Source organism: Flavobacterium urocaniciphilum (assembly GCF_900110615.1).
Taxonomy (GTDB): domain Bacteria; phylum Bacteroidota; class Bacteroidia; order Flavobacteriales; family Flavobacteriaceae; genus Flavobacterium; species Flavobacterium urocaniciphilum.
In genome coordinates this window covers 224,879-246,240 of sequence record NZ_FOEI01000001.1, presented here as the reverse complement: position 1 = coordinate 246,240, position 21,362 = coordinate 224,879, and the positions used below count along the sequence as shown (strand labels likewise).

Genomic DNA, 21,362 nt, shown 5'->3' with positions numbered 1-21,362 from the left:
TGCGTCAAAAGAAATAAAAACTTCATGTTACGAAATAAAATATTACAAGCGCTATTTTTTATACTTCTCACCAGTTTTGGTTTTTCACAAGAAAAATTCACTTTAAGTGGAACTTTGAAAGATGCTAAAAGTAATGAAACTATCATAGGCGCTACCATCCAAATTAAAAATTCTGAATTAACTAGAACCATCCAAACCAACGAGTATGGATATTATTCGATTTCTATTCCTAAAGGGGAATACAACATTACCATTCAAACTATTGGATACGAAAATTTAACTGATGTCATCTATCTGGAATCTAACACTAAAAAAGATTTTCTGATAAACGAAAAAAGTAAAGAAATTGAAGAAGTTTTAGTTGTTAGTAATAACAAAAGCATAAAAATTGACAAACCAGAAATGAGTGTCAATAAACTAACTATCGCTCAAATAAAATCGATGCCTGCCATATTAGGAGAAGTAGATGTTATCAAATCTATTTTAACTTTACCTGGAGTTACCAATGCTGGAGAAGGACAATCTGGATTTAATGTACGTGGCGGAGCAGCCGATCAAAATTTAATTTTATTGGATGAAGCTACTATTTATAATTCGTCGCATTTATTCGGATTTTTCTCTGTTTTTAATGCCGATGCAATTAAAGATTTAAAACTTTATAAAGGTGGAATTCCCGCTCGTTTTGGCGGAAGAGTGGCATCAGTTTTAGATATTTACCAAAAAGAAGGTAATAGTAAAAACTTTGGAATGACTGGAGGAATCGGATTAATATCTAGTCGCCTTTTAGCGGAAGGACCAATCGTAAAAGACAAAGGTTCTTTTTTAGTTGCTGGAAGAAGTAGTTATGCTCATTTATTTTTAAAATTGGCCAATAATAACAATTCAGCGTATTTCTATGATTTAAACACTAAACTGAATTATAAACTTAACGATAATAATAATTTATTTTTATCTGGTTACTTTGGTAGAGATGTGTTTAGCTTAAACGAACAGTTTATAAATACGTATGGAAATTCGGTTTTAAACGTACGTTGGAATCATTTGTTTAATAGCAAATTATTCTCAAATGCGTCCTTTATTTATAGTGATTATTATTACGGATTAACATTAGATTTTATAGGATTCAACTGGGAAAGCGGAATTAAAAACTACAACTTCAAATACGATTTCAAACATTATTTATCTGATAACTTCAAATTGTATTATGGTGCAAATGCTATTTATTACGATTTTAATCCGGGTAGAATTGAACCAATAAATTCCGAGTCAGGTATAAACGAAAAACAATTGGCTAAAAAATATGCCTTCGAACCTGCCTTCTATTTAGATGCAGAACAGAAGCTTTCTTCTAAACTTTCAGTAAACTATGGATTACGATACAGCATGTTTTATCGTTTAGGCGAAGAAACAATTAACATATACGAAAACAATCAGGCAGTGACATATGATGCAGATTTAGGTATTTATGAAAAAGCTACACCAATTGGAACACAATATTATGGTAAAAATAAAACGATTGCCAGCTTTGATAATTTTGAACCAAGAATTGCATTAGCTTATACCATTAATGAGGATCAATCTATTAAAGCGAGTTATAATAGAATGAGTCAGTATTTACATTTAATATCTAACACTCAATCACCTACTCCATTAGACGTTTGGGCGCCAAGTGACAATTTTCTAAAACCTCAAATTTTAGATCAATTTGCTCTTGGGTATTTTAAAAACATCAAGAATGGTGATTATACCTTAGAAGTGGAATCGTTTTACAAAACTGTAAAAAATCGTTTAGATTATATTGATGGTGCCGATTTAATTGCCAATGAGGCTATTGAACAAGTTTTATTACCAGGAAAAACTCGAGCGTATGGTTTAGAATTAATGGTAAAGAAAAATGTAGGTAAACTTTCGGGTTGGATTTCATACACTTTATCGCGTTCTGAACAAAAAACCGAAGGAAGAACGCCAATTGAAACAGGTATAAATAAAGGTGAATGGTATAAAACAGGCTGGGACAAAACGCACAATCTGTATGTAACGGGAAGTTATAAATCAAATGAAAAATGGAGTTTTGGAAGCATCTTTACTTATCAAACAGGTCAACCTATAACTTTTCCAACAGGACAATATCAATATCAAGGCATTAATGTTCCGGTTTACGGCAACAGAAACGAAGATAACTTACCTTCTTATCATCGTATCGATATTTCTGCAACCCTAAATCCGAACAAAAATAAAGGCAGAAAATGGCAAGGTGAATGGGTTTTCTCTGTTTATAATTTATATGGAAGAAAAAATGCCGCTTCCATCAATTTCAGACAAAACAAAGATGATGGTTCTAACGAAGCAGTTAAACTATCAATTTTCGGAATTGTGCCAAGTGTGACGTATAATTTTAAATTTTAAGAAAATGAAAAAAATCATAACCTATATTATTCTTGTAATTAGTTTAACTTTTATCAGTTGTGAAGAAGTTGTAGATGTCGACTTAAATTCAAGTGAACCAAAACTAGTTATAGATGCTTCAATTAAATGGGAAAAAGGAACATCTGGAAACGAACAAACGATTCGATTAACTACAACTGGTGATTATTTTAACAATGCCGTTCCGGTTGCTAATGGCGCTACTATTACCGTAACCGATTCAAACAATACTGTATACAATTTTGTTGAAGATGGATTAACAGGAAATTATAAATGCACAAATTTCAATCCGATTATTAATGAAACGTACACTCTTTCTGTAGTATATAACGGGCAAACGTATACAGCAACAGATAAATTATATGCTGTTCCAACCATTACTACAATTGAACAAGATTTAAACGGAATAACAGGTAATGAAATTGAATTGAAATTTAATTTTCAAGATAATGGTGCTGAAGAAAATTTCTATATGGAAGAATACAAAGTTCCATTTCGACCATTTCCTCTTTTAGGCGTTTTTAATGATAAATTTACAAACGGAAATGAAATGTTTTCTTTAATTATTGATGAAGATTTAGAAGCCGGACAAAATATTAATTTTACTTTACACGGCATTTCAGAAAGATATCATAATTATATGAATATTTTAATTGGTATTTCTGGCGGATTAAGCAACGGACCTTTTAGTACGCCTCCAGCCACTGTAAGAGGAAATATCATCAACCAAACAAATTCATCAAATTATCCATTAGGTTATTTCAGATTATCTGAAGTTGATGTAAGAAATTATGTGGTACAATAATTTAAGGCAAAAGTAAAAAGACAAAAGTAAAAAGTTTAATTTTGTTAACTTAGAAACAATAAACAAACAATAAACCCAAATGTCATCACATCACATCGTTCGCGACGATCAAGAACCAGCATTAATTATTGCAAATGGATTGGAATGCAATAATGAATTATTAGGTCAACTTTTAGAATGGTCGCCCTTTGTTGTTGTATTAGATTCTGCCATTGAACGTGTGGTTGAGCTTGGTATAAAAGTGGATGTTTTACTAGGTGATTTCGACAGAGATTTTGATTCTAATTATTACAAAGAAAATCATTATCCGATTGAAATTGTTCATACGCCAGACCAAAACAAAACCGATTTAGAAAAGGCTTTTGATTATTTAATTGAAAAAGGTCATAAAGCCGTAAATGTGGTTTGGGCAACTGGTAAGCGTGCCGATCATACCTTAAACAATTTATCAGTTTTAGCTTCCTATAGAAATGAACTTAAAATTGTTTTATTCGACGATCATTCAAAAGTATTTTTGTTACCCAATTCGTTCAAAAAATGGTATCCTAAAAATTCTATTATCTCTTTGATTCCTTTAGGAAAAGTGGATGGGATTATTACTGAAAACTTATTTTATCCGTTAAACAATGAAAGTTTAGAATTAGGCTATAGAACCGGAAGCAGTAATCATGTTGCAGAAGACGGAATTGTTACCATTACTCACGAAAAAGGAAACTTACTTTTAATAGAAAGTTTTGAGTAAAAATTAGACTAATTATAAACTACTCATTATGTGATATTTGTTACAATATTTTAATTGAATATTCGTTAAGTTTACTTAAAATTAAATGTAATGAAGAAGTTAATCCCAATCCTACTTTTGTTTACGAGCACAATTTTTGCTCAACAAACCGAAACTTTTGCACAAAAATTAGAAAAAGCTAAATCAGAACATAAAAAAGTAATGCTTTATTTTTCAGGTTCCGATTGGTGTGCACCTTGTGTAAAATTTAAAAAACTAATTGTAAACACTCCAGAATTTCAAGCGTTTTCAAATGAAAATCTAATTATTTATAATGCCGATTTTCCTCGACTTTCTAAAAATAAATTAGCCAAAGAAATTGAAAAAGAAAACGATGCTTTAGCTGAGAAATATAATAACAAAGGTCAGTTTCCATTAATCTTGTTATTAGATGAAAATGGAAATGTTACTAAAAAATGGGAAGAATATCCTAAAGAAACAATCCCAGAATTTATCGAAAAACTAAAAAGCTAATGATTTATAAAAAAAATCTGAAATTGATGGGAAATCGATTTGAGATTTCTGTTGTAAGTGAAGATGAAAATTGGGCTTATGACAAAATTGATTTAGCCATTAGTGAAATTCAGCGTATTGAAAAACTTTTAACCACATTTTCAAGTGAAAGTGTTACTTATGAAATTAATGAAAACGCAGGCATTAAACCTGTTGTAGTTCCAAAAGAAGTCTTTGATTTAATTTATAGATGTCAGATGATTTCTAAAATGACGCAAGGTGCCTTCGATATTAGTTATGGAAGTATTGATAAACGTTTTTGGAATTTTGACCTCAGCATGAAAGAACTTCCGAATAAAGAAGAAGCTTTAAAAGCTGTAGAACTCATCAATTACGAAAACATCATTTTGAATCCAGAAGATTCAAGTGTCTTTTTAAAACTAAAAGGAATGCGAATTGGGTTTGGAGGAATTGGAAAAGGATATGCTGCAGAAAGAGCTAAAATACTATTAATAAATAATGGAGTAAAAAGTGGAATTGTAAATGCCGCTGGCGATTTATCAACTTGGGGATTTCAAGAAAATGGAGAAGCTTGGACAATTGGTATTGCAGATCCAAATAAAAAAGAAGCTCTTTTTTCAACGTTTAAAATAACAAATACATCTGTTGCAACTTCGGGAAACTATGAAAAATTTGTATTCATTGATGGTAAAAAATATTCACATACTATCGATCCAAAAACAGGTTTTCCCATATCAGGAATAAAAAGTGTAACTATAATTGCCGAAAATGCAGAAATTGCAGATGCATTAGCTACACCTGTAAGCGTAATGGGCATTGAAGTCGGAATAGATTTCATCAATCAATTACCCAATATAGGCTGTATAATAATTGACGATTTTGACAAAATATACCACACTAAAAATATCAATTTAACGTAATCAAATCGAAGAATAACAAAATCTAAAATACCTCAAAAAAACATGAATAAATTAGTTATCGCTGTATTCGCTTTAGTAACTTTAGCCAGTTGTTCTGAAGTAAAAGAATACCAAAAATCAAAAATCAACGATTCCGACATGGAACTTGCAGCAAAAAAATCGGAGAAATTCGAAAATACATTTATGCTGTATCGCGAAGCAAGTTCGGGTGCAAACGGAGGAAAAACTGGCGGTGGTTGCGGTTGTAATTAATACAAAATTGAAATGAAAAAGAGATTAATCACAGCCTCATTTTTAGCTTTCTTACTAAGTAACCAAACTAAAGCACAAGACACTACTTCTGATAGTACTGCCTATAAAAAACAAAAACTTAAAATTGAAGAAGTAAATTTCATTTCGAGTTATTATTCTCAAGACGGAAATAACTCTGCTGTAACAGGTGGATTAGGAACAGAGAAACTTACCGATATTGCTACAACTTTAGACATTAAAGTATCTAGAAGAGATAAAAAAAATAGAAAACAATTATATGGTTTTGAATTAGGTGTCGATTCATATTCATCTGCATCATCAGATAAAATTGATCCAAATACAGTTACATCTGCTTCGTACCAAGACATGCGTGTATATCCATCCTTAAATTTCAGTGTGGAAAACGAAGAAAAAAGACAAATCGTTTCTACAGGAGTTTCTGCTTCTGCTGAATTCGACTATTTCTCACTTGGAGCTAATGTTGGATTTACTAAATATTCCAAAAATAAAAATACCGAATTCAACATAAAAGGTATGGCTTTCTTTGATACTTGGAAAGTTATTTTACCTATTGAACTTAGGAATAATCCAGATCCAAATTACAAACAAGGCGATAGTAAACCACGAACGTCCTATAATTTAGGCTTAACCTTATCTCAAATCATCAATAAAAATTTCCAAATGGCATTTTTAGTGGATGCGGGTTACCAACAAGGATTATTAGCCACAAAATTCAATAGAGTTTATTTTAATGATGTTGCAGCTACTGTTAAATCTGAAAATTTACCAGATACGCGATTTAAATTACCAATCGGATTAAGATCAAGTTATTTCTTAGGTGATAATATTATCTTAAGAAGTTTTTATCGATACTATTGGGACAATTGGAACATCAATTCGCATACGATAAGTTTTGAACCAACTTTAAAGCTATCAGCCTTTTCATCTATTTCTATTCCGTATAGATTTTACACACAAAATGCAGCGAAATATTTCCAACCGATATTCCAACACGATTTAGGAGATGAATATTTTACAAGTGATTACGATTTATCTGCTTTTTCAAGTAATATGATTGGAATTGGCTACAAAATTATCGATCATAATAAAGGACTATTTCATGCTAAACATTTTAATAGTTTAGAATTACGATACGGATTTTATCATCGAAATAATGGTTTAGAATCGCATATTCTAACCTTAGCCATGAAGTTTAAGTAAAAAAGGCAAAAGATAAAAAGGCATAAGTTCAAATTAATAAACTTATGCCTTTTACTTTTTACTTATCCCTTTTCACTAGCGAAGCTGTTGTTTATACAATTCAAAGTTAGCTTTATCTTTTTCAGATAATTGAGGTTCATCAATAGAAAACTTTTGCAATTCTTCCCACATAATTTTTGCTACTAAATAGCGTGCCATTTCCTTATCATCTGACGGAATTATATACCAAGGCGCATTTTCATTAGAAGATTTATTCATGATTTCTTCATAATACTTCATATAATCATCCCAACGTTCACGCTCTTTTAAATCACCAGCAGAAAACTTCCATTGGTGTTCGGTTTGTTCTAATCGTTTTAACAAACGTTTCTTTTGTTCGTCTTTACTCATGTAGAAGAAAAACTTCATTACAATCGTCCCGTTTTGAGAAATGTGTTTTTCAAAATTATTGATTTGTTCGTATCTGTTTTCCCAAAATTGCGGCGTGATGTCTTCCACTTTTTCAATTCCAGGTAAATTCTCATTCAAAATATATTCAGGATGTACTCGCGTAACCAATAAGTTTTCATAATGCGTTCTATTGAAAACGGCAAACTTTCCTTTTTCAGGTAAAGCCAAATAATGGCGCCATAAATAATCGTGTTCCAATTCGGTAGAATTCGGTGTTTTAAAACTATGCACCACTACTCCACGCGGATTAAATTCTTTAAAAACCTCACGAATCAAACTGTCTTTTCCACTCGTATCCATTCCTTGCAAGCCAATTAACACACCATATCTATTATGGGCATACATTACATCTTGCCACTCACTCAACTTGTTACGCAATTTGTCTAATTCTTCTTCTTTTTTATCGTCTTTCCAATCCCAATCTATTTCAGTCGCATAGTCTGATAATTTTATAGGTTTCGTAATTTTATAATCCTCTAATCTGAAATTTTCCATATTTTTACACTCTTTATTTGAAGCTTATTCCTGCTGTTCGCTATATCTTTTCAAAATTTTACACTTCGACAAGCTCAGTGTGTCAAATTTTAAAAAGGATGCCGCTACCATCAGGGCTAGGCAATCGTTTTCAAAAACATAAATATATGCAAAATTTTCAACTAACTGAATTCTTAACCATAAAAGGAATTAGTTCTGCTTCAGGATTAATTTACCATGACAATGTTATTTTCTTAATTTCCGATAACAGTACTTTTTTATATCAATATGTAATCGACAAGGAATTAGTATTGAAATTTCCTTTAGTGAAAGAAGCGCAAGAAAATATTGCCAAACAAGACAAACTCGATTTAGAAGCCATAACAAGTTTTGGAAATCAATTATTTATTTTCGGATCGGGTTCAACCGAAAAAAGAAACACCATGTTTTCATTAGATTTATCGAATGACAAATTACAATCAAATAATTTATCTCAATTATATTCTTTTTTAAGAACTATAGCAGAACTAAATGAAGACGAGTTAAACATTGAAGGTGCTATTTGTGCCGATAAAACGATGTATTTATTTCAACGAGGAAACGGAGCCAATAATAAGAATGGAATTTTCATTGTTCCGGATAGTCAAGATAAACAAATTCAGTATTTCCCAGTAGAATTACCCTCTTTAGATGATGTAGAAACCACTTTTACCGATGCCATTTTAGTCGATAATCATATTTATTTTCTAGCTGCAGCTGAAGATACGACTTCTACCTATGAAGATGGTGAAGTTTTGGGAAGCATTATTGGAAAAATTAACTTTCAAACCTTTGAATTAGAAGATGTTCTAGTCATCTCAGAATCTCAAAAATTTGAAGGATTATCATTATATCAGAATAATGAAAAAGAAATTAGTTTTTTACTTTGTGAAGATACTGATTCAGAAGAGTCATCATCTAAAATTTATAAATTAATAATAGATAAATAAAAAACAGTGTTCTTAAAATCGTCTATAAAAAATTAATAATTCATACATTTATAATCGTAAGTTTAACCACTTGCGATTTTTTTTTGAAAAAAATTTGATTTGTTCCCAACCTTTTTACAAAAAATGTCATCTATAAATGTATTCAATGGCAATTTCAAAAAGCAATAACAATGTCAAAAATTAAAAATGGAATAATATTTATAGTTTTATTAATAACAATTTGCATCACAAATATTTCATGTTCTAAAAAAGTAATAACCGGAAAATACAGAACAAATTTTAATATTTATGGAATGTTTAGTGAAACATTAACTTTAGATTGCGAAGGAAATGTTATAATGAATTTTAGTGGAGATTTACAAAACAATAATTCCATTGGAAGTTGGAAAAGAGAAAAAGACACATTAATTATGTTTTTTGACACAATCATAAACAAAAAAAACAAATTTAAAGGTGAATATAAACTATTAATTAAAAAGAATAAATTAAAAAAAATTCCAATTACAAAAGCTTATTATAAAGAGATTATAAAAATTTATAAATCTAAAAATTATGATTATAAACATATAAGAAATTACAGAAAGCTTAATCGAACACCTAAGAATCATTATGGAAAAACTGGAGTTCTATATTATAAAAAAATTGAAAATACAGATTGCAAAAAATAATTTGAAGTTGTTTCCAACCTTTTCATAAAAAATATCATCTATATAATAAAGCAAACAAATAAACATAAAACAACGAATTTCGAACAACGAATTTTGAATATTGAAATTGAGATAAATGATAGACATAAAACTCATACAAGCCTGTAAAAAACAGCAACGCGACGCCCAAAGGCAAGTGTACGAATTGCTCGCACGCAAACTATACTATACGTGTTCGCGCTATTTGAAAAAAGAAGAAGAAATTGAAGAAGCCATGGCCGATGCTTTCTACATCATATTTACCAAAATTGACCAACTGAAAGAAGAATTAGCTTTTGAAGGTTGGGCCAAAAAAATTGCGGTAAATCAATGTTTGATGCAATTGAAAAAGAATGTCAATTTCAATTTGTATTTGGAAGATGTAAGTATAAAAAATCAACCGTTAACAGATGAAATGTGTGAATTGGAAGAAGAAGATTTACTCAACTTACTCAATTATTTGCCCGATGGTTGTAAAACCATTTTCAGTTTGTTTGTGATAGAAGGTTTTTCACATAAAGACATTTCCGAAAAACTTCAAATTTCTGAAGGAACATCCAAATCACAATTAAATGTGGCAAAAACAAAATTAAAAGAATTAGTAAACCAATTTTATTATCAGAAGGTAAGTAATTAGTGATTAGTAAAAAGTAATTAGCAAAAAATAAAACTAATAGAGGAATAGATTACTTCGTTCCTCGCAATGACAAAAGAAATGAACACAGAAGATAAAATATATAACAAAATAAAAAGCGCTTCCCAAAAGGGCGAAAAAGACTTTCCCGGAATGGATAAAGTTTGGAATCGTGTGGAAGAAAAGCTGGACAACACTATTGTGGTAAAAAAGAAAAACACGTGGCAAAAAGTAGCTATTGCTGCAACTGTATTATTGAGTTTTTCTATTATTTATCATTTTGTATCGAAAGATGAAATAATCGGAGATACAAAATCAAATAGTATTAATACCGAAAATCCAGTAATTGTATCGAGTGATTCTGTAAATAAAATAATCGAAAAAGCTAAGGAAATTGTGGTGGAAAACAATAATAATGAAAAGTTAAATCCAACTTCGCCTCAATTAAATCCAAATACTAAAGCAATAGAAACAAATCCATTGTCGGCATCTTTTGCTTCGAGTTCAACTATTCAAGTAGATTCGGTATATAAATTCGATTTCAATAAGGACAAATTTGTTTTAGAAGAAAATGATAAAATTCTAACAGAAATAAACAAAAATATTAGCAATCAAAATGATATTAGCTATAGAAATAGTGCTTATAATTCGTCAACGATTAATAATGGTTATTTAGCACCAACAAAAAAATACGAGGCAACAACAAAACAATCTAAAGCAAAAAATCAAGTAGCAAAATCGCCAACTGCAGCGACAGCATCTGAAAAAAGTGAAGACATTATCGTAATTGATGGAGTGGTTTCTGATAAAAAAGAATTAAATAATTTAGATGCAGAAGAAGCGCAAATAACGCATTATACCAAACCGTTATACATTATAAACGGCACTGAATATACTGAAGAATCGTTATTTGGAAAAAAACCAACTAGTCCGTATGCACCATTAGACAAACAAGAAATCATATCAATTAATGTGATTAAAGCTGCTGATGCTATGAAAGTTTATGGTAAAAAAGGTGAAAATGGTGTGATTATCATTGCTACTAAAGATGGAAAACCTGTAAAGAAGTAAAATGGAAATGAAAAAATTAAAACATTTACTTCTTCTTTTATTGGTAAATTTCACATTTGCCCAATGCTTTTTAATTTCAGGAATTGTAAAAGATTCCATTGAACCAATTCCATATGCAACAATATTGATAAAAGGAAAAAATAAAGGCACGCTTACCGATTTTAATGGAAAATTTAGTCTTCCAGTGGAAAAAAATGATACTTTATTAATCAATTATCTTGGTAAATTAGAATTTACATTAAAAGTTGAAACGGATAGTTTTGTTACTATCGTATTGAAAGATGCTCCTGAAATAAAAACAGTATTACCTGTTGAACCGTTTAAGCCAAAACGAAAAAAAATAATTGAACCTACAACTGAAGTTACAGATCAGCAAATTAATTCAAAAAAAATATATTTGTTAGGCGGAATTGCATCAGTAATAACAGAAAAAGAAATAAATTTTTCCAAAAAATACAATATTCAATTTCATGATTTAGGGTGTATACATCCTGAAAAAAGTATAGAATATGAAAAGTCTAATTGTGAAATATTCAATTATTTAAATGAAAAATTTGGCAAACAATGGCAAAAAGAAATTAACCCATATACATTAGGATTACAAAATTGGTTAAAAAAATAACAAAAAAAATCCCCAATTTTCATTGGGGATTTTTTTATTTATTTGATCATTGCAGCTCTGTCTTTCATGTTTAACTCTGTATAACACAATCTCAATGTTTTTTTGACATCTTCATTATTTACATCTAATTGATAAGCTTTTTCAAAGTAAGGTAATGCTTTCATAAACATATCTTTTCTTTTCTTTGTTAACTCATCATATTTCTTTCTGTCTTTTAAATTAGCATTGATTTCATCAACTAACTTAGATTCATCATTTAGCATTAAAATTCCAACGTTATATTGTAATTGTGCATTATTTGGATCTTTTGCTAAAACAGCCTCAATCATTTTTTGATAAGTAGCTATATCATTATTTCTATAGTAAATACCTGCTTGATCAATTTGTAATTGAATATCATTCGGATTTAATGCAATTGCATCAACATAATCTTTCTTTGCTTGTTCATCATTTTTATTAAATGAAGCTAATGCTGCAATATTTTTTGCTACTTCTGCTTCTTTACTTCCAAATTTTCCAATTCCAGTTCCTTTAAAACCAACAGCTTTAATTTCTCTATATAATTTCTCTGCTTCAACATAATCATTTGCATTCATAGCTGTAATAGCAGCATTTTCTAAATTAGAAACATCTTTTGGATCTAATTTATATGTATTATAAAACACTCTTGAAGCTTCTTTATATTTTTTAGAAGTATTAAATGCTAAAGCCATTTGTTTGAAAATAGGCTTGAAAGAAGTTATTGTTTCATTTATATCATCAGTGAAAACTTTTTTACCTGTTTTTGCTTCATAGTCTAAAGTAGAACGCATTCCATCAACCATTGCAGTAAATGTTTCTGGAGTGAAAATTTTCTGAATCATTACTGGGTTTGGTTGCCCTTCCATTGTTGCCATTTCAGCTAATGGCGCCATAGCTTTATAAAAATTTGCTGCCACTTTATCATCTTCAGTGGTAGCTACACTTTCTAATTTAAGTAAAGTTTCTTTGTACTTAGCAAAATCATCAGCTGATAATTTTTCTTTATCGTACATTTTTTTTAAAGTTTTCAATTCATCCTTTTGAGCATAAGTTGTTGTTGCTACTAAAAGTGAAATACCTAATACAAGTTTTTTCATGTTGTAGTAAATTTCAGGTTAAACAAAAGCCCAACGAATTGGGCTTTTTTGTGATTATTATTCTTCTGTATTTTCTGTGTCAATATCTGTGCCAATATCTTCTGAAGTTTCTTCTCCAGAACTATCTTCACTGATTATTGGATTTCCATCTTCGTCTAATTCTACTGCTTCTTCGTCTTCACGTAAAACTTTTGTTACAGCAGCGATTGAATCATTTCCTTTAATGTTAATTAATCGAACACCTTGAGTAGCACGACCCATAACTCTTAAATTATCAACTCTCATACGAATAGTTAATCCAGATTTGTTAATGATCATTAAATCATCTTCATCTGTTACGTTATTAATTGCGATTAATGCACCCGTTTTCTCAGTGATGTTTAATGTTTTCACACCTTTACCACCACGATTTGTAATTCTGTACACATCTTCACCGTCTTCATCAACTAATAAAGTACGTTTTCCATATCCGTTTTCAGTTACAACTAAAATTTGAGAATCATTTACATGATCTTTATCAATGGTTACCATTCCGATTACTTCGTCTTTTTCATCCGCTAAAGTAATACCTCTAACTCCTGAAGCAGTACGACCCATAGGACGTGTTTTTTCTTCTTCGAAACGAACTAATTTTCCAGATCTAGACGCAATTAATACTTGAGAATTTCCAGTAGTTAATTTTGCTTCTAATAACTCATCACCTTCTTTAATAGTAATTGCTGCAACACCATTTACACGAGGTTTAGAATATTTCTCTAAAGTAGTTTTCTTAACAACTCCTTCTTTAGTTACCATAATTAAATAGTGACTTTGGATATAATCTAAATCTTTTAAGTCTTGTGTACAGATGTATGCTTTTACTTTATCATCCGGTTCAATATTGATGATGTTTTGTATAGCTCTACCTTTACTTACTTTTGTTCCTTCTGGAATTTCATATACACGCATCCAGAAACATTTACCTTTCTGAGTAAAGAACAATAAATATTGGTGATTTGTTGCTACAAATAAATGCTCTAAGAAATCTTGGTCTCTTGTTCCAGCAGATTTTTGTCCAACTCCTCCTCTATTTTGCGTTTTGTATTCTGATAATGAAGTACGTTTGATGTAACCTGCGTGAGAAATTGTAACAACTACTTGTTCATCAGCAATTAAATCTTCAATACTTACATCTCCACCAGAATATTCAATTTGAGAACGACGCTCATCACCGTATTTCTCTTTAATTTCAGTTAATTCATCTTTTATTAACTGCATTCTTAATTCTTTACTAGCTAATAATTCTTTTAAGCTAGCAATTAATTTCATTATTTCTTCGTATTCTGCTCTTAACTTGTCTTGTTCTAGACCCGTTAATTGACGTAAACGCATTTCAACAATAGCACGAGCTTGAATTTCAGAAAGATTAAATCTTTCCATTAATTTACCTCTTGCTTCTTCACCATCTTTAGAACCTCTAATTAATGCAATTACTTCATCAATATTATCCGAAGCAATGATTAAACCTTCTAAGATATGTGCTCTTTCTTCTGCTTTTCTTAAATCGTATTCCGCTCTACGAATAACAACTTCGTGACGGTGCTCTACAAAGTGATAAATTAAATCTTTTAAGTTTAACAACATTGGTCTACCTTTAACTAAGGCAATATTGTTAACACTGAAAGAAGATTGTAATTGTGTATATTTATAAAGTGTATTTAATACTACGTTTGGAACGGCATCACGTTTTAATTCATAAACGATACGCATACCATTTCTATCCGATTCATCACGAATAGTAGAAATTCCTTCGATTTTTTTCTCGTTTACCAAGTCAGCTGTTTTCTTAATCATTTCAGCTTTATTAACTTGATAAGGGATTTCAGAAACAATAATAGACTCTTTTCCGTTTACTTCTTCAAAACTTGTTTTAGCACGCATTACAATACGTCCACGACCCGTTTTAAAAGCCTCTTTTACCCCTTCGTAACCATAAATAGTTCCTCCAGTTGGGAAATCAGGAGCTTTAATATATTTGATTAATTCATCAATTTCAATTTCATTGTTATCGATATAAGCTAATGTTCCATCAATAACTTCCGTTAAATTGTGAGGCGCCATGTTAGTAGCCATACCAACCGCAATACCTGAAGCTCCATTTACTAACAAAGTCGGAACTTTAGTTGGTAATACTTTTGGTTCTTCTAAAGTATCGTCGAAGTTTAATTGAAAATCAACAGTTTCTTTGTCGATATCTGCCATCATTTCTTCAGATATCTTTTTCATTCTAGCCTCTGTATAACGCATTGCCGCAGGGCTATCACCATCTACAGAACCAAAGTTACCTTGACCATCAACCATTAAATATCTTAAACTCCATTCTTGTGCCATACGAACCATAGCATCATAAACTGAAGTATCTCCATGTGGGTGATATTTACCTAAAACTTCCCCAACAATTCTTGCAGATTTCTTATGGGCTCTATTTGAAAAAACTCCTAATTCATACATTCCGTACAATACCCTTCTATGTACTGGTTTTAAACCATCTCGTACATCAGGTAATGCTCTTGATACAATAACCGACATCGAATAATCGATGTAGGCTGATTTCATTTCGTCTTCAATGTTAATTGGTATTAACTTATCTCCGTCAGACATAGGTATTTATTTAATTGATACTCGATTTTATAAAACGTGCCAATATACGATTTTTTGCTTTTTTTAAAAGTAAAATTTCATTTAAAATAGAAATACTTATCAACAATTTCACTTAAAATTCTTAACAAATAAATATTCAATACACTTTTATTTCTCGTTTTTTTTTTGTCATTTAGCAATGTTGAAGTAGGATTTTTGGGTTTTACTTTAATAATTTGTATTTTTACAATAGTTATAAAAAGATTATGGAAGATAATTTTTCACCAAGAGTTAAAGATGTAATTCAGTTTAGCAAAGAAGAAGCCTTACGTTTAGGTCACGACTTCATTGGTACTGAACATCTTATCTTAGGTATATTAAGAGATGGAAATGGAAGCGCAATTGACATTTTAACTTTTTTAAATGTTGATTTTGATGTGGTACGAAAAAAAGTTGAAATTCTTAGTCCTGCTAATCCAAGCGGTACTGCGAATAATGATAAGAAAAACCTGCATTTAACTAGACAAGCTGAAAGAGCATTAAAGTATACATTTTTAGAAGCTAAAGTATTCAATACAACATCTATTAGTACAGCGTTATTATTGTTATGTATTTTAAAAAATGATAATGATCCAACGACTAAACTCCTAAACAAATTAAAAGTTAATTACGAAAACGTGAAAGATATATATATGACTATGAACAGTGACAGTGATGATATTTTAAAAAATACGCCGAAAGCAGAAAATTTTGACGATTCGGGAGAAGAAACGTACAAAGATAGCGGCGCTAATCCACCTAGTAGTGGTGGAAGCAAAACCACAAAAAAATCGAAAACTCCTGTTTTAGATAATTTCGGTAGAGATTTAACTGAAATGGCTGAAGAAGGAAAATTAGATCCCGTTGTTGGTCGTGAAAAAGAAATCGAACGTGTTTCTCAAATTTTAAGTAGAAGAAAGAAAAACAATCCACTTTTAATTGGTGAACCAGGAGTTGGTAAATCTGCAATTGCTGAAGGTTTAGCCTTAATGATTGTTAAGAAAAAAGTATCTCGAATTTTATTCAATAAACGTGTTGTAACCTTAGATTTAGCTTCTTTAGTTGCCGGAACAAAATACCGCGGACAATTTGAAGAGCGAATGAAAGCGGTTATGAATGAATTGGAAAAAAACGATGATATCATCCTATTCATTGACGAAATTCACACTATTGTTGGTGCTGGTGGAGCAACAGGTTCTTTAGATGCAAGTAACATGTTTAAACCTGCTTTAGCTCGTGGTGAAATCCAATGTGTTGGTGCAACAACTTTAGACGAATACCGTCAATATATTGAAAAAGATGGTGCATTAGAACGTCGTTTCCAAAAAGTAATTGTGGAACCAACTAGCATTGATGAAACCATTACCATCTTAAATAACATTAAAGGAAAATACGAAGATCACCACAATGTAACCTTTACTCCAGAAGCTATTGAAGCCTGTGTAAAATTAACAAGTCGCTACATGACAGATCGTTTTTTACCAGACAAAGCTATTGATGCTTTAGACGAAGCCGGGTCTCGTGTTCACATCACAAATATTGAAGTTCCAAAACAAATTTTAGAGCTTGAAAAACAATTAGAAGAAGTTCGTGAATTAAAAAATTCTGTTGTTAAAAAGCAAAAATTTGAGGAAGCTGCAAAATTACGTGACGACGAAAAACGCATTGAAAAAGATTTAGCTATAGCTCAAGAAAAATGGGAAGAGGATTCAAAATCGAATCGTGTAATTGTTACGGAAGATAACGTCGCAGATGTTGTTTCGATGATGACAGGAATTCCAGTAAATAGAATTGCTCAAACGGAAAGCAATAAACTAGCCAAACTTCCTGAATTAATTAAAGGTAAAGTAATCGGACAAGATGATGCTGTTCAAAAAATTGCAAAATCTATCCAAAGAAATAGAGCCGGATTAAAAGATCCAAACAAACCAATTGGTTCATTCATCTTTTTAGGTTCAACAGGTGTTGGAAAAACACAATTAGCGAAAGTATTAGCAAAAGAATTATTTGATTCTGAGGAAGCATTAATTCGAATTGACATGAGTGAATACATGGAGAAATTTGCTATCTCTCGTTTAGTTGGAGCACCTCCAGGATATGTTGGTTATGAAGAAGGCGGACAATTAACAGAAAAAGTTAGAAGAAAACCGTATGCTGTCGTTTTATTAGACGAAATTGAAAAAGCACATCCTGATGTTTTCAACATGATGTTACAGGTTTTAGATGACGGATTTTTAACGGATAGTTTAGGAAGAAAAATCGACTTCAGAAATACAATTATCATTATGACTTCAAACATTGGAGCGAGACAATTGAAAGATTTCGGACAAGGAGTTGGTTTCGGAACTGCTGCTAAAACAGCTCAAGCAGAAGATCATAACAAATCGGTTATTGAAAATGCCTTGAAAAAAGCATTCGCACCAGAATTCTTAAACAGAATTGATGATGTAATTGTATTTAATGCATTAGAGAAACACGATATTGATAAAATTATTGATATTGAAATGGCTAAATTAGTTTTAAGAGTAAAAGACTTAGGATACAATTTAAGCCTTTCTGAAAAAGCTAAAGATTTTATTGCAGAAAAAGGATTTGATAAACAATTTGGTGCGCGTCCATTAAAAAGAGCCATCCAAAAATATGTTGAAGATGCACTTGCAGAAGAAATTATTACTTCAAAAATACATGAAGGTGATATCATTTTTATGGATTTAGATGAAGTCGCACAAGAACTCACTATCAAAATAGAAAAAACAGAAAAACCTGCTAATTAGCAGGTTTTTTTTCACCAATAATTGAGCAATTATATTTTTTTAATTGCTCATTTTTTTTTGGCACAGTTTTTAGTAGGTAAATTCATATCACCTAATCTTAAAAATTTGTTAATGGAACACAATTACTTTAAAACTTTCAATCAACCACTTAAAACAAATTTTTATGATCACAAAATTCAAAATTGGAGGAGCAATAATGCTTCTAACTTTAACCGTAGCTTGCAACAAGAAAGCTGAAGAAACTTATGCTGTTAAAAACTCAAATTATGAAGTTGCCGTAGATAGCGCTTCAGTGGAAGAAGACATGAGTTCTTCAGCAGCAGTGGAAGACAAAAATTCAAAAAGAAAATTTATTAGAACGGCAGATGCCCGATTTAAAGTTAAGGATGTAGCACAATCCACCTACAAAATTGAAAATCTAACCAAAAGTGTAGGCGGATTTGTAACACTTTCCGAATTAAGAAGCAACATTATTGAAAACGACGAAACACAAGTAAGTCAGGATAGTTTATTACAAACCACACGTTACGAAGTAAACAATACCATCGCATTACGAGTACCAAACGTTAAACTAGACACACTTTTAAGAAGTTTAGCAAAAGAAGTTCAGTTTTTAGATTATCGTGTCATTAAAGCAGATGATGTTAACTTGCAAATATTAACTAACGAATTATCTCAAAAAAGGAATGCAAATACGTCTAAAAGATTAGAAAATGCGATTGATAAAAAAGGTAATAAATTAAAAGACATCAACGATTCTGAAGAAAATTTAGCTTTAAAAAAAGAAAATTCAGATAATGCTTATATCAATAATTTATCTTTGAAAGATCAGGTAAATTTCTCAACGGTGACTTTAGAATTATATCAAAACGAAAAATTAAGATATGAAATGGTTGCTAATGAGAAAAACATTAATGCATATCGACCAAATTTAGGATTACAAATTTGGGAAAGTATTAAATCAGGCTGGTTTATTTTTGAAGGAATAATTGCTTTTTTAGTCCAACTTTGGCCAATTGTTTTCTTCACATTTTTAGCATGGTTAGCCTTTAAAAAATGGAAAAACATAAAAAAAGTAGTTTAATAAAAACATAAAAAAAACGTCCCAATTAAATCGGGACGTTTTTTTTATATCTATAAAGCTTATTCAGCTGGTTCTACATTCAATCTACTGTTTTTGTAACTAAATGAAAAGTAAATTACTAAACCGATTACTAACCATACTCCAAACCACATCCAGTTTGAAACGGCCATTCCTGTTAATAAATAACAACAAGAAATTAATCCTAAAAGCGGAATTAATGAAAGGTTTTTCAAATATGATAAAACCATCATTACTACAATTAAAACAAAGAAAACAACCATCGGTAAATTTGTAGCCATTTTATCACCTTCAAAATCAAAAGTATTTGAGAAAAAATCAGGCACAAATGATACCACTAATAAAATTGAAATGACTACTAAAGCTGGAAAAACAAACTTTGCATTAATATAAGGCAAATGGAATTTCCCTGCTTCTTTTTCTCTTCTAGGAATTAATAAAACTCCACCACAAACTAATACGAAAGCAAATAATGTCCCGATTGAAGTAAAGTCTAATACAAACGTTTTATCCGTAAATAAAAGTGGTACTCCAACTACTAATCCAGTAATTAATGTTGAATAAGAAGGCGTTTTATATTTTGGATGAATCGTAGAAAAACGTTTTGGCATTAAACCATCGCGACTCATAGTCATCCAAATACGAGGTTGCCCCATTTGGAATACTAACATTACACTTGTCATCGCAACAACTGCACAAATAGCAACTAAAAAGTGCATCCATGGTAAATTTAAATTTTCTTTTTCGAAGATAAATGCTAATGGATCACCGATTCCTTCAAAAGCTTTATAATTAGCAGCACCTGTTAAAACTAATGTCAATAAAATATAAACAACAGTACAAATTACTAATGAATAAATCATACCTCTTGGTAAATCGCGTTGTGGGTTTTTACTTTCTTCAGCCATAACACTTACCGCATCAAAACCAATATAAGCAAAGAATACACCGCTAACCGCCATCATTACACCACTAAATCCGTTTGGCATGAAACTCGGAATTCCAACTGAATTATCTGGTGTCCAGTTTCCGAATAAATCGTTTTTAAATATTAAAAATCCTCCAACAATAATGATTAATCCAACAACAAACATCTTAATCCAAACCATCAAATTACTGAAGTTTTTACTTTCTTTTACACCTTTATATACCAAGTAAGTGATTACTAAATTGATAATAATAGCAGGTAAATCTAAGATGATTTTTAATCCACCAATTTCAGTAGCCGTATTCCAAGCAGTTAATGCTTCACCTTGAACATTTCCTTTAAAAGCCTTAGAAGCTTCCATATAACTCGTACATAAATATTCTGGCATTTGTACACCACATTGACCTAATAAAGAAGTAAAATAATCACTCCAACTATACGCTACATAAATATTTCCAATTGAATATTCCATAATTAATGCCCAACCAATAATCCATGCAAATAATTCTCCAAAACTTGAATAGGCATAAGTATAAGCACTACCAGCAACCGGAATTCTACTTGCAAATTCTGAATAACAAAACGCTGTAAATGCACAAGCAATAGCCACAATTACAAATAAAAATATTACACCCGGACCACCATTAAAAACAGCACTTCCTAAACTACTAAAACTACCAGCACCTAAAATTGCAGCAATTCCAAAGAAAGTTAAATCTTTTACAGTCAATACTTTATTTAATCCTGAAGAATGCTCTCCATCTCCTCCTTCTTTTAATATAGTAGCAATTGGTTTTCTTCTAAATAATTTCATTTTTGGATATTTTGGTTAGGAAGGCAAATATATAATTAAAATTGAAATAGCTTTTGATTATTAAAATTAAATTATGATAAACAAAAACTATTTAAAAATAAAATAATATAATTAAAAATGATACAACAAATCGTACAAATGTGTAAATTTGTATGTAACTAATTA

The 21,362-nt window shown here is 30.6% G+C and carries 18 protein-coding genes; 14 read left to right on the top strand and 4 right to left on the bottom strand.

The window, feature by feature from the left end; genetic code table 11:
• Positions 1–24: 24 nt before the first annotated feature.
• From BMY86_RS01165 to BMY86_RS01135, 7 genes are all read left to right on the top strand, one after another.
• The gene (locus BMY86_RS01165) at positions 25–2,406 is read left to right on the top strand and encodes a TonB-dependent receptor (protein ID WP_091464042.1); all 2,382 of its coding nucleotides are present in this window, start codon (positions 25–27) and stop codon (positions 2,404–2,406) included.
• Positions 2,407–2,410: 4 nt separating this feature from the next.
• Positions 2,411–3,229, top strand: a complete 819-nt coding sequence (locus BMY86_RS01160) for a DUF4249 domain-containing protein (protein ID WP_091464039.1) — start codon at positions 2,411–2,413, stop codon at positions 3,227–3,229.
• Between the two features lie 79 nt (positions 3,230–3,308).
• Positions 3,309–3,971 (top strand): thiamine diphosphokinase, encoded by a 663-nt coding sequence (locus BMY86_RS01155; protein WP_091464035.1) that lies wholly within the window; start codon positions 3,309–3,311, stop codon positions 3,969–3,971.
• A gap of 90 nt (positions 3,972–4,061) precedes the next feature.
• Positions 4,062–4,484: a thioredoxin family protein gene (locus tag BMY86_RS01150; RefSeq protein WP_091464031.1), complete on the top strand. Its 423-nt coding sequence runs from the start codon at positions 4,062–4,064 to the stop codon at positions 4,482–4,484.
• Positions 4,484–5,404, top strand: coding sequence for an FAD:protein FMN transferase (locus tag BMY86_RS01145; protein ID WP_091464028.1), 921 nt, complete (start codon positions 4,484–4,486; stop codon positions 5,402–5,404). Before BMY86_RS01150 ends, BMY86_RS01145 begins: the two co-directional genes overlap by 1 nt.
• Positions 5,405–5,446: 42 nt before the next feature.
• Positions 5,447–5,656: a DUF4266 domain-containing protein gene (locus BMY86_RS01140; RefSeq protein ID WP_091464024.1), complete on the top strand. Its 210-nt coding sequence runs from the start codon at positions 5,447–5,449 to the stop codon at positions 5,654–5,656.
• A gap of 12 nt (positions 5,657–5,668) precedes the next feature.
• Positions 5,669–6,877, top strand: a complete 1,209-nt coding sequence (locus BMY86_RS01135) for a DUF3570 domain-containing protein (RefSeq protein WP_091464021.1) — start codon at positions 5,669–5,671, stop codon at positions 6,875–6,877.
• Between the two features lie 75 nt (positions 6,878–6,952).
• On the opposite strand, the gene BMY86_RS01130 is transcribed toward BMY86_RS01135, so the two are convergent.
• Positions 6,953–7,822 (bottom strand): PPK2 family polyphosphate kinase, encoded by an 870-nt coding sequence (locus tag BMY86_RS01130; protein WP_091464017.1) that lies wholly within the window; start codon positions 7,820–7,822, stop codon positions 6,953–6,955.
• A 146-nt stretch (positions 7,823–7,968) separates the two neighbouring features.
• Between BMY86_RS01130 and BMY86_RS01125 the strand changes: the two genes are divergently transcribed.
• The 5 genes from BMY86_RS01125 to BMY86_RS01105 all read left to right on the top strand — a co-directional run bounded on the left by BMY86_RS01125 (position 7,969) and on the right by BMY86_RS01105 (position 11,803).
• On the top strand, positions 7,969–8,790 hold the full coding sequence (locus BMY86_RS01125) for a DUF6929 family protein (protein ID WP_091464014.1): 822 nt from the start codon (positions 7,969–7,971) through the stop codon (positions 8,788–8,790).
• A gap of 170 nt (positions 8,791–8,960) precedes the next feature.
• A complete protein-coding gene (locus BMY86_RS01120) occupies positions 8,961–9,458 on the top strand; it encodes a hypothetical protein (RefSeq protein ID WP_091464012.1) in 498 nt (165 codons plus the stop codon).
• A gap of 115 nt (positions 9,459–9,573) precedes the next feature.
• Entirely contained in the window at positions 9,574–10,113 is a 540-nt protein-coding gene (locus BMY86_RS01115; RefSeq protein WP_091464010.1) for an RNA polymerase sigma factor, read from the top strand.
• Positions 10,114–10,191: 78 nt separating this feature from the next.
• On the top strand, positions 10,192–11,181 hold the full coding sequence (locus tag BMY86_RS01110; RefSeq protein WP_143065575.1) for a hypothetical protein: 990 nt from the start codon (positions 10,192–10,194) through the stop codon (positions 11,179–11,181).
• A 7-nt stretch (positions 11,182–11,188) separates the two neighbouring features.
• Positions 11,189–11,803, top strand: a complete 615-nt coding sequence (locus BMY86_RS01105) for an FEKKY domain-containing protein (RefSeq protein ID WP_177177102.1) — start codon at positions 11,189–11,191, stop codon at positions 11,801–11,803.
• 38 nt (positions 11,804–11,841) lie between these two features.
• Here BMY86_RS01105 and BMY86_RS01100 read toward each other — a convergent pair whose 3' ends face one another.
• Together BMY86_RS01100 and gyrA are read right to left on the bottom strand one after the other, a co-directional pair.
• Positions 11,842–12,921 carry a tetratricopeptide repeat protein gene (locus BMY86_RS01100; RefSeq protein WP_091464000.1) on the bottom strand — a complete coding sequence of 360 codons (1,080 nt, stop codon included), beginning with the start codon at positions 12,919–12,921 and terminating at the stop codon, positions 11,842–11,844.
• 57 nt (positions 12,922–12,978) lie between these two features.
• The gene (gyrA, locus tag BMY86_RS01095; protein ID WP_091463997.1) at positions 12,979–15,561 is read right to left on the bottom strand and encodes a DNA gyrase subunit A; all 2,583 of its coding nucleotides are present in this window, start codon (positions 15,559–15,561) and stop codon (positions 12,979–12,981) included.
• Positions 15,562–15,806: 245 nt separating this feature from the next.
• Between gyrA and BMY86_RS01090 the strand changes: the two genes are divergently transcribed.
• Positions 15,807–18,353, top strand: coding sequence for an ATP-dependent Clp protease ATP-binding subunit (locus tag BMY86_RS01090; RefSeq protein ID WP_091463995.1), 2,547 nt, complete (start codon positions 15,807–15,809; stop codon positions 18,351–18,353).
• Between the two features lie 163 nt (positions 18,354–18,516).
• Entirely contained in the window at positions 18,517–19,437 is a 921-nt protein-coding gene (locus BMY86_RS01085; protein WP_091463991.1) for a DUF4349 domain-containing protein, read from the top strand.
• A 59-nt stretch (positions 19,438–19,496) separates the two neighbouring features.
• Here the strand turns inward: BMY86_RS01085 and BMY86_RS01080 are convergent, their stop codons facing one another.
• Positions 19,497–21,197, bottom strand: a complete 1,701-nt coding sequence (locus BMY86_RS01080) for an APC family permease (protein WP_091463987.1) — start codon at positions 21,195–21,197, stop codon at positions 19,497–19,499.
• Positions 21,198–21,362: the final 165 nt, after the last annotated feature.

Bases quoted from the DNA above. Each gene is read 5' to 3' on its own strand.
- BMY86_RS01080 (WP_091463987.1), bottom strand. From the start codon at position 21,197: ATGAAATTATTTAGAAGAAAACCAATTGCTACTATATTAAAAGAAGGA.
- gyrA (WP_091463997.1), bottom strand. From the start codon at position 15,561: ATGTCTGACGGAGATAAGTTAATACCAATTAACATTGAAGACGAAATG.
- BMY86_RS01145 (WP_091464028.1), top strand. From the start codon at position 4,484: ATGATTTATAAAAAAAATCTGAAATTGATGGGAAATCGATTTGAGATT.
- BMY86_RS01135 (WP_091464021.1), top strand. From the start codon at position 5,669: ATGAAAAAGAGATTAATCACAGCCTCATTTTTAGCTTTCTTACTAAGT.
- BMY86_RS01130 (WP_091464017.1), bottom strand. From the start codon at position 7,822: ATGGAAAATTTCAGATTAGAGGATTATAAAATTACGAAACCTATAAAA.
- BMY86_RS01100 (WP_091464000.1), bottom strand. From the start codon at position 12,921: ATGAAAAAACTTGTATTAGGTATTTCACTTTTAGTAGCAACAACAACT.
- BMY86_RS01105 (WP_177177102.1), top strand. From the start codon at position 11,189: ATGAAAAAATTAAAACATTTACTTCTTCTTTTATTGGTAAATTTCACA.
- BMY86_RS01115 (WP_091464010.1), top strand. From the start codon at position 9,574: ATGATAGACATAAAACTCATACAAGCCTGTAAAAAACAGCAACGCGAC.
- BMY86_RS01125 (WP_091464014.1), top strand. From the start codon at position 7,969: ATGCAAAATTTTCAACTAACTGAATTCTTAACCATAAAAGGAATTAGT.
- BMY86_RS01085 (WP_091463991.1), top strand. From the start codon at position 18,517: ATGATCACAAAATTCAAAATTGGAGGAGCAATAATGCTTCTAACTTTA.
- BMY86_RS01160 (WP_091464039.1), top strand. From the start codon at position 2,411: ATGAAAAAAATCATAACCTATATTATTCTTGTAATTAGTTTAACTTTT.
- BMY86_RS01155 (WP_091464035.1), top strand. From the start codon at position 3,309: ATGTCATCACATCACATCGTTCGCGACGATCAAGAACCAGCATTAATT.
- BMY86_RS01120 (WP_091464012.1), top strand. From the start codon at position 8,961: ATGTCAAAAATTAAAAATGGAATAATATTTATAGTTTTATTAATAACA.
- BMY86_RS01110 (WP_143065575.1), top strand. From the start codon at position 10,192: ATGAACACAGAAGATAAAATATATAACAAAATAAAAAGCGCTTCCCAA.
- BMY86_RS01140 (WP_091464024.1), top strand. From the start codon at position 5,447: ATGAATAAATTAGTTATCGCTGTATTCGCTTTAGTAACTTTAGCCAGT.
- BMY86_RS01090 (WP_091463995.1), top strand. From the start codon at position 15,807: ATGGAAGATAATTTTTCACCAAGAGTTAAAGATGTAATTCAGTTTAGC.
- BMY86_RS01150 (WP_091464031.1), top strand. From the start codon at position 4,062: ATGAAGAAGTTAATCCCAATCCTACTTTTGTTTACGAGCACAATTTTT.
- BMY86_RS01165 (WP_091464042.1), top strand. From the start codon at position 25: ATGTTACGAAATAAAATATTACAAGCGCTATTTTTTATACTTCTCACC.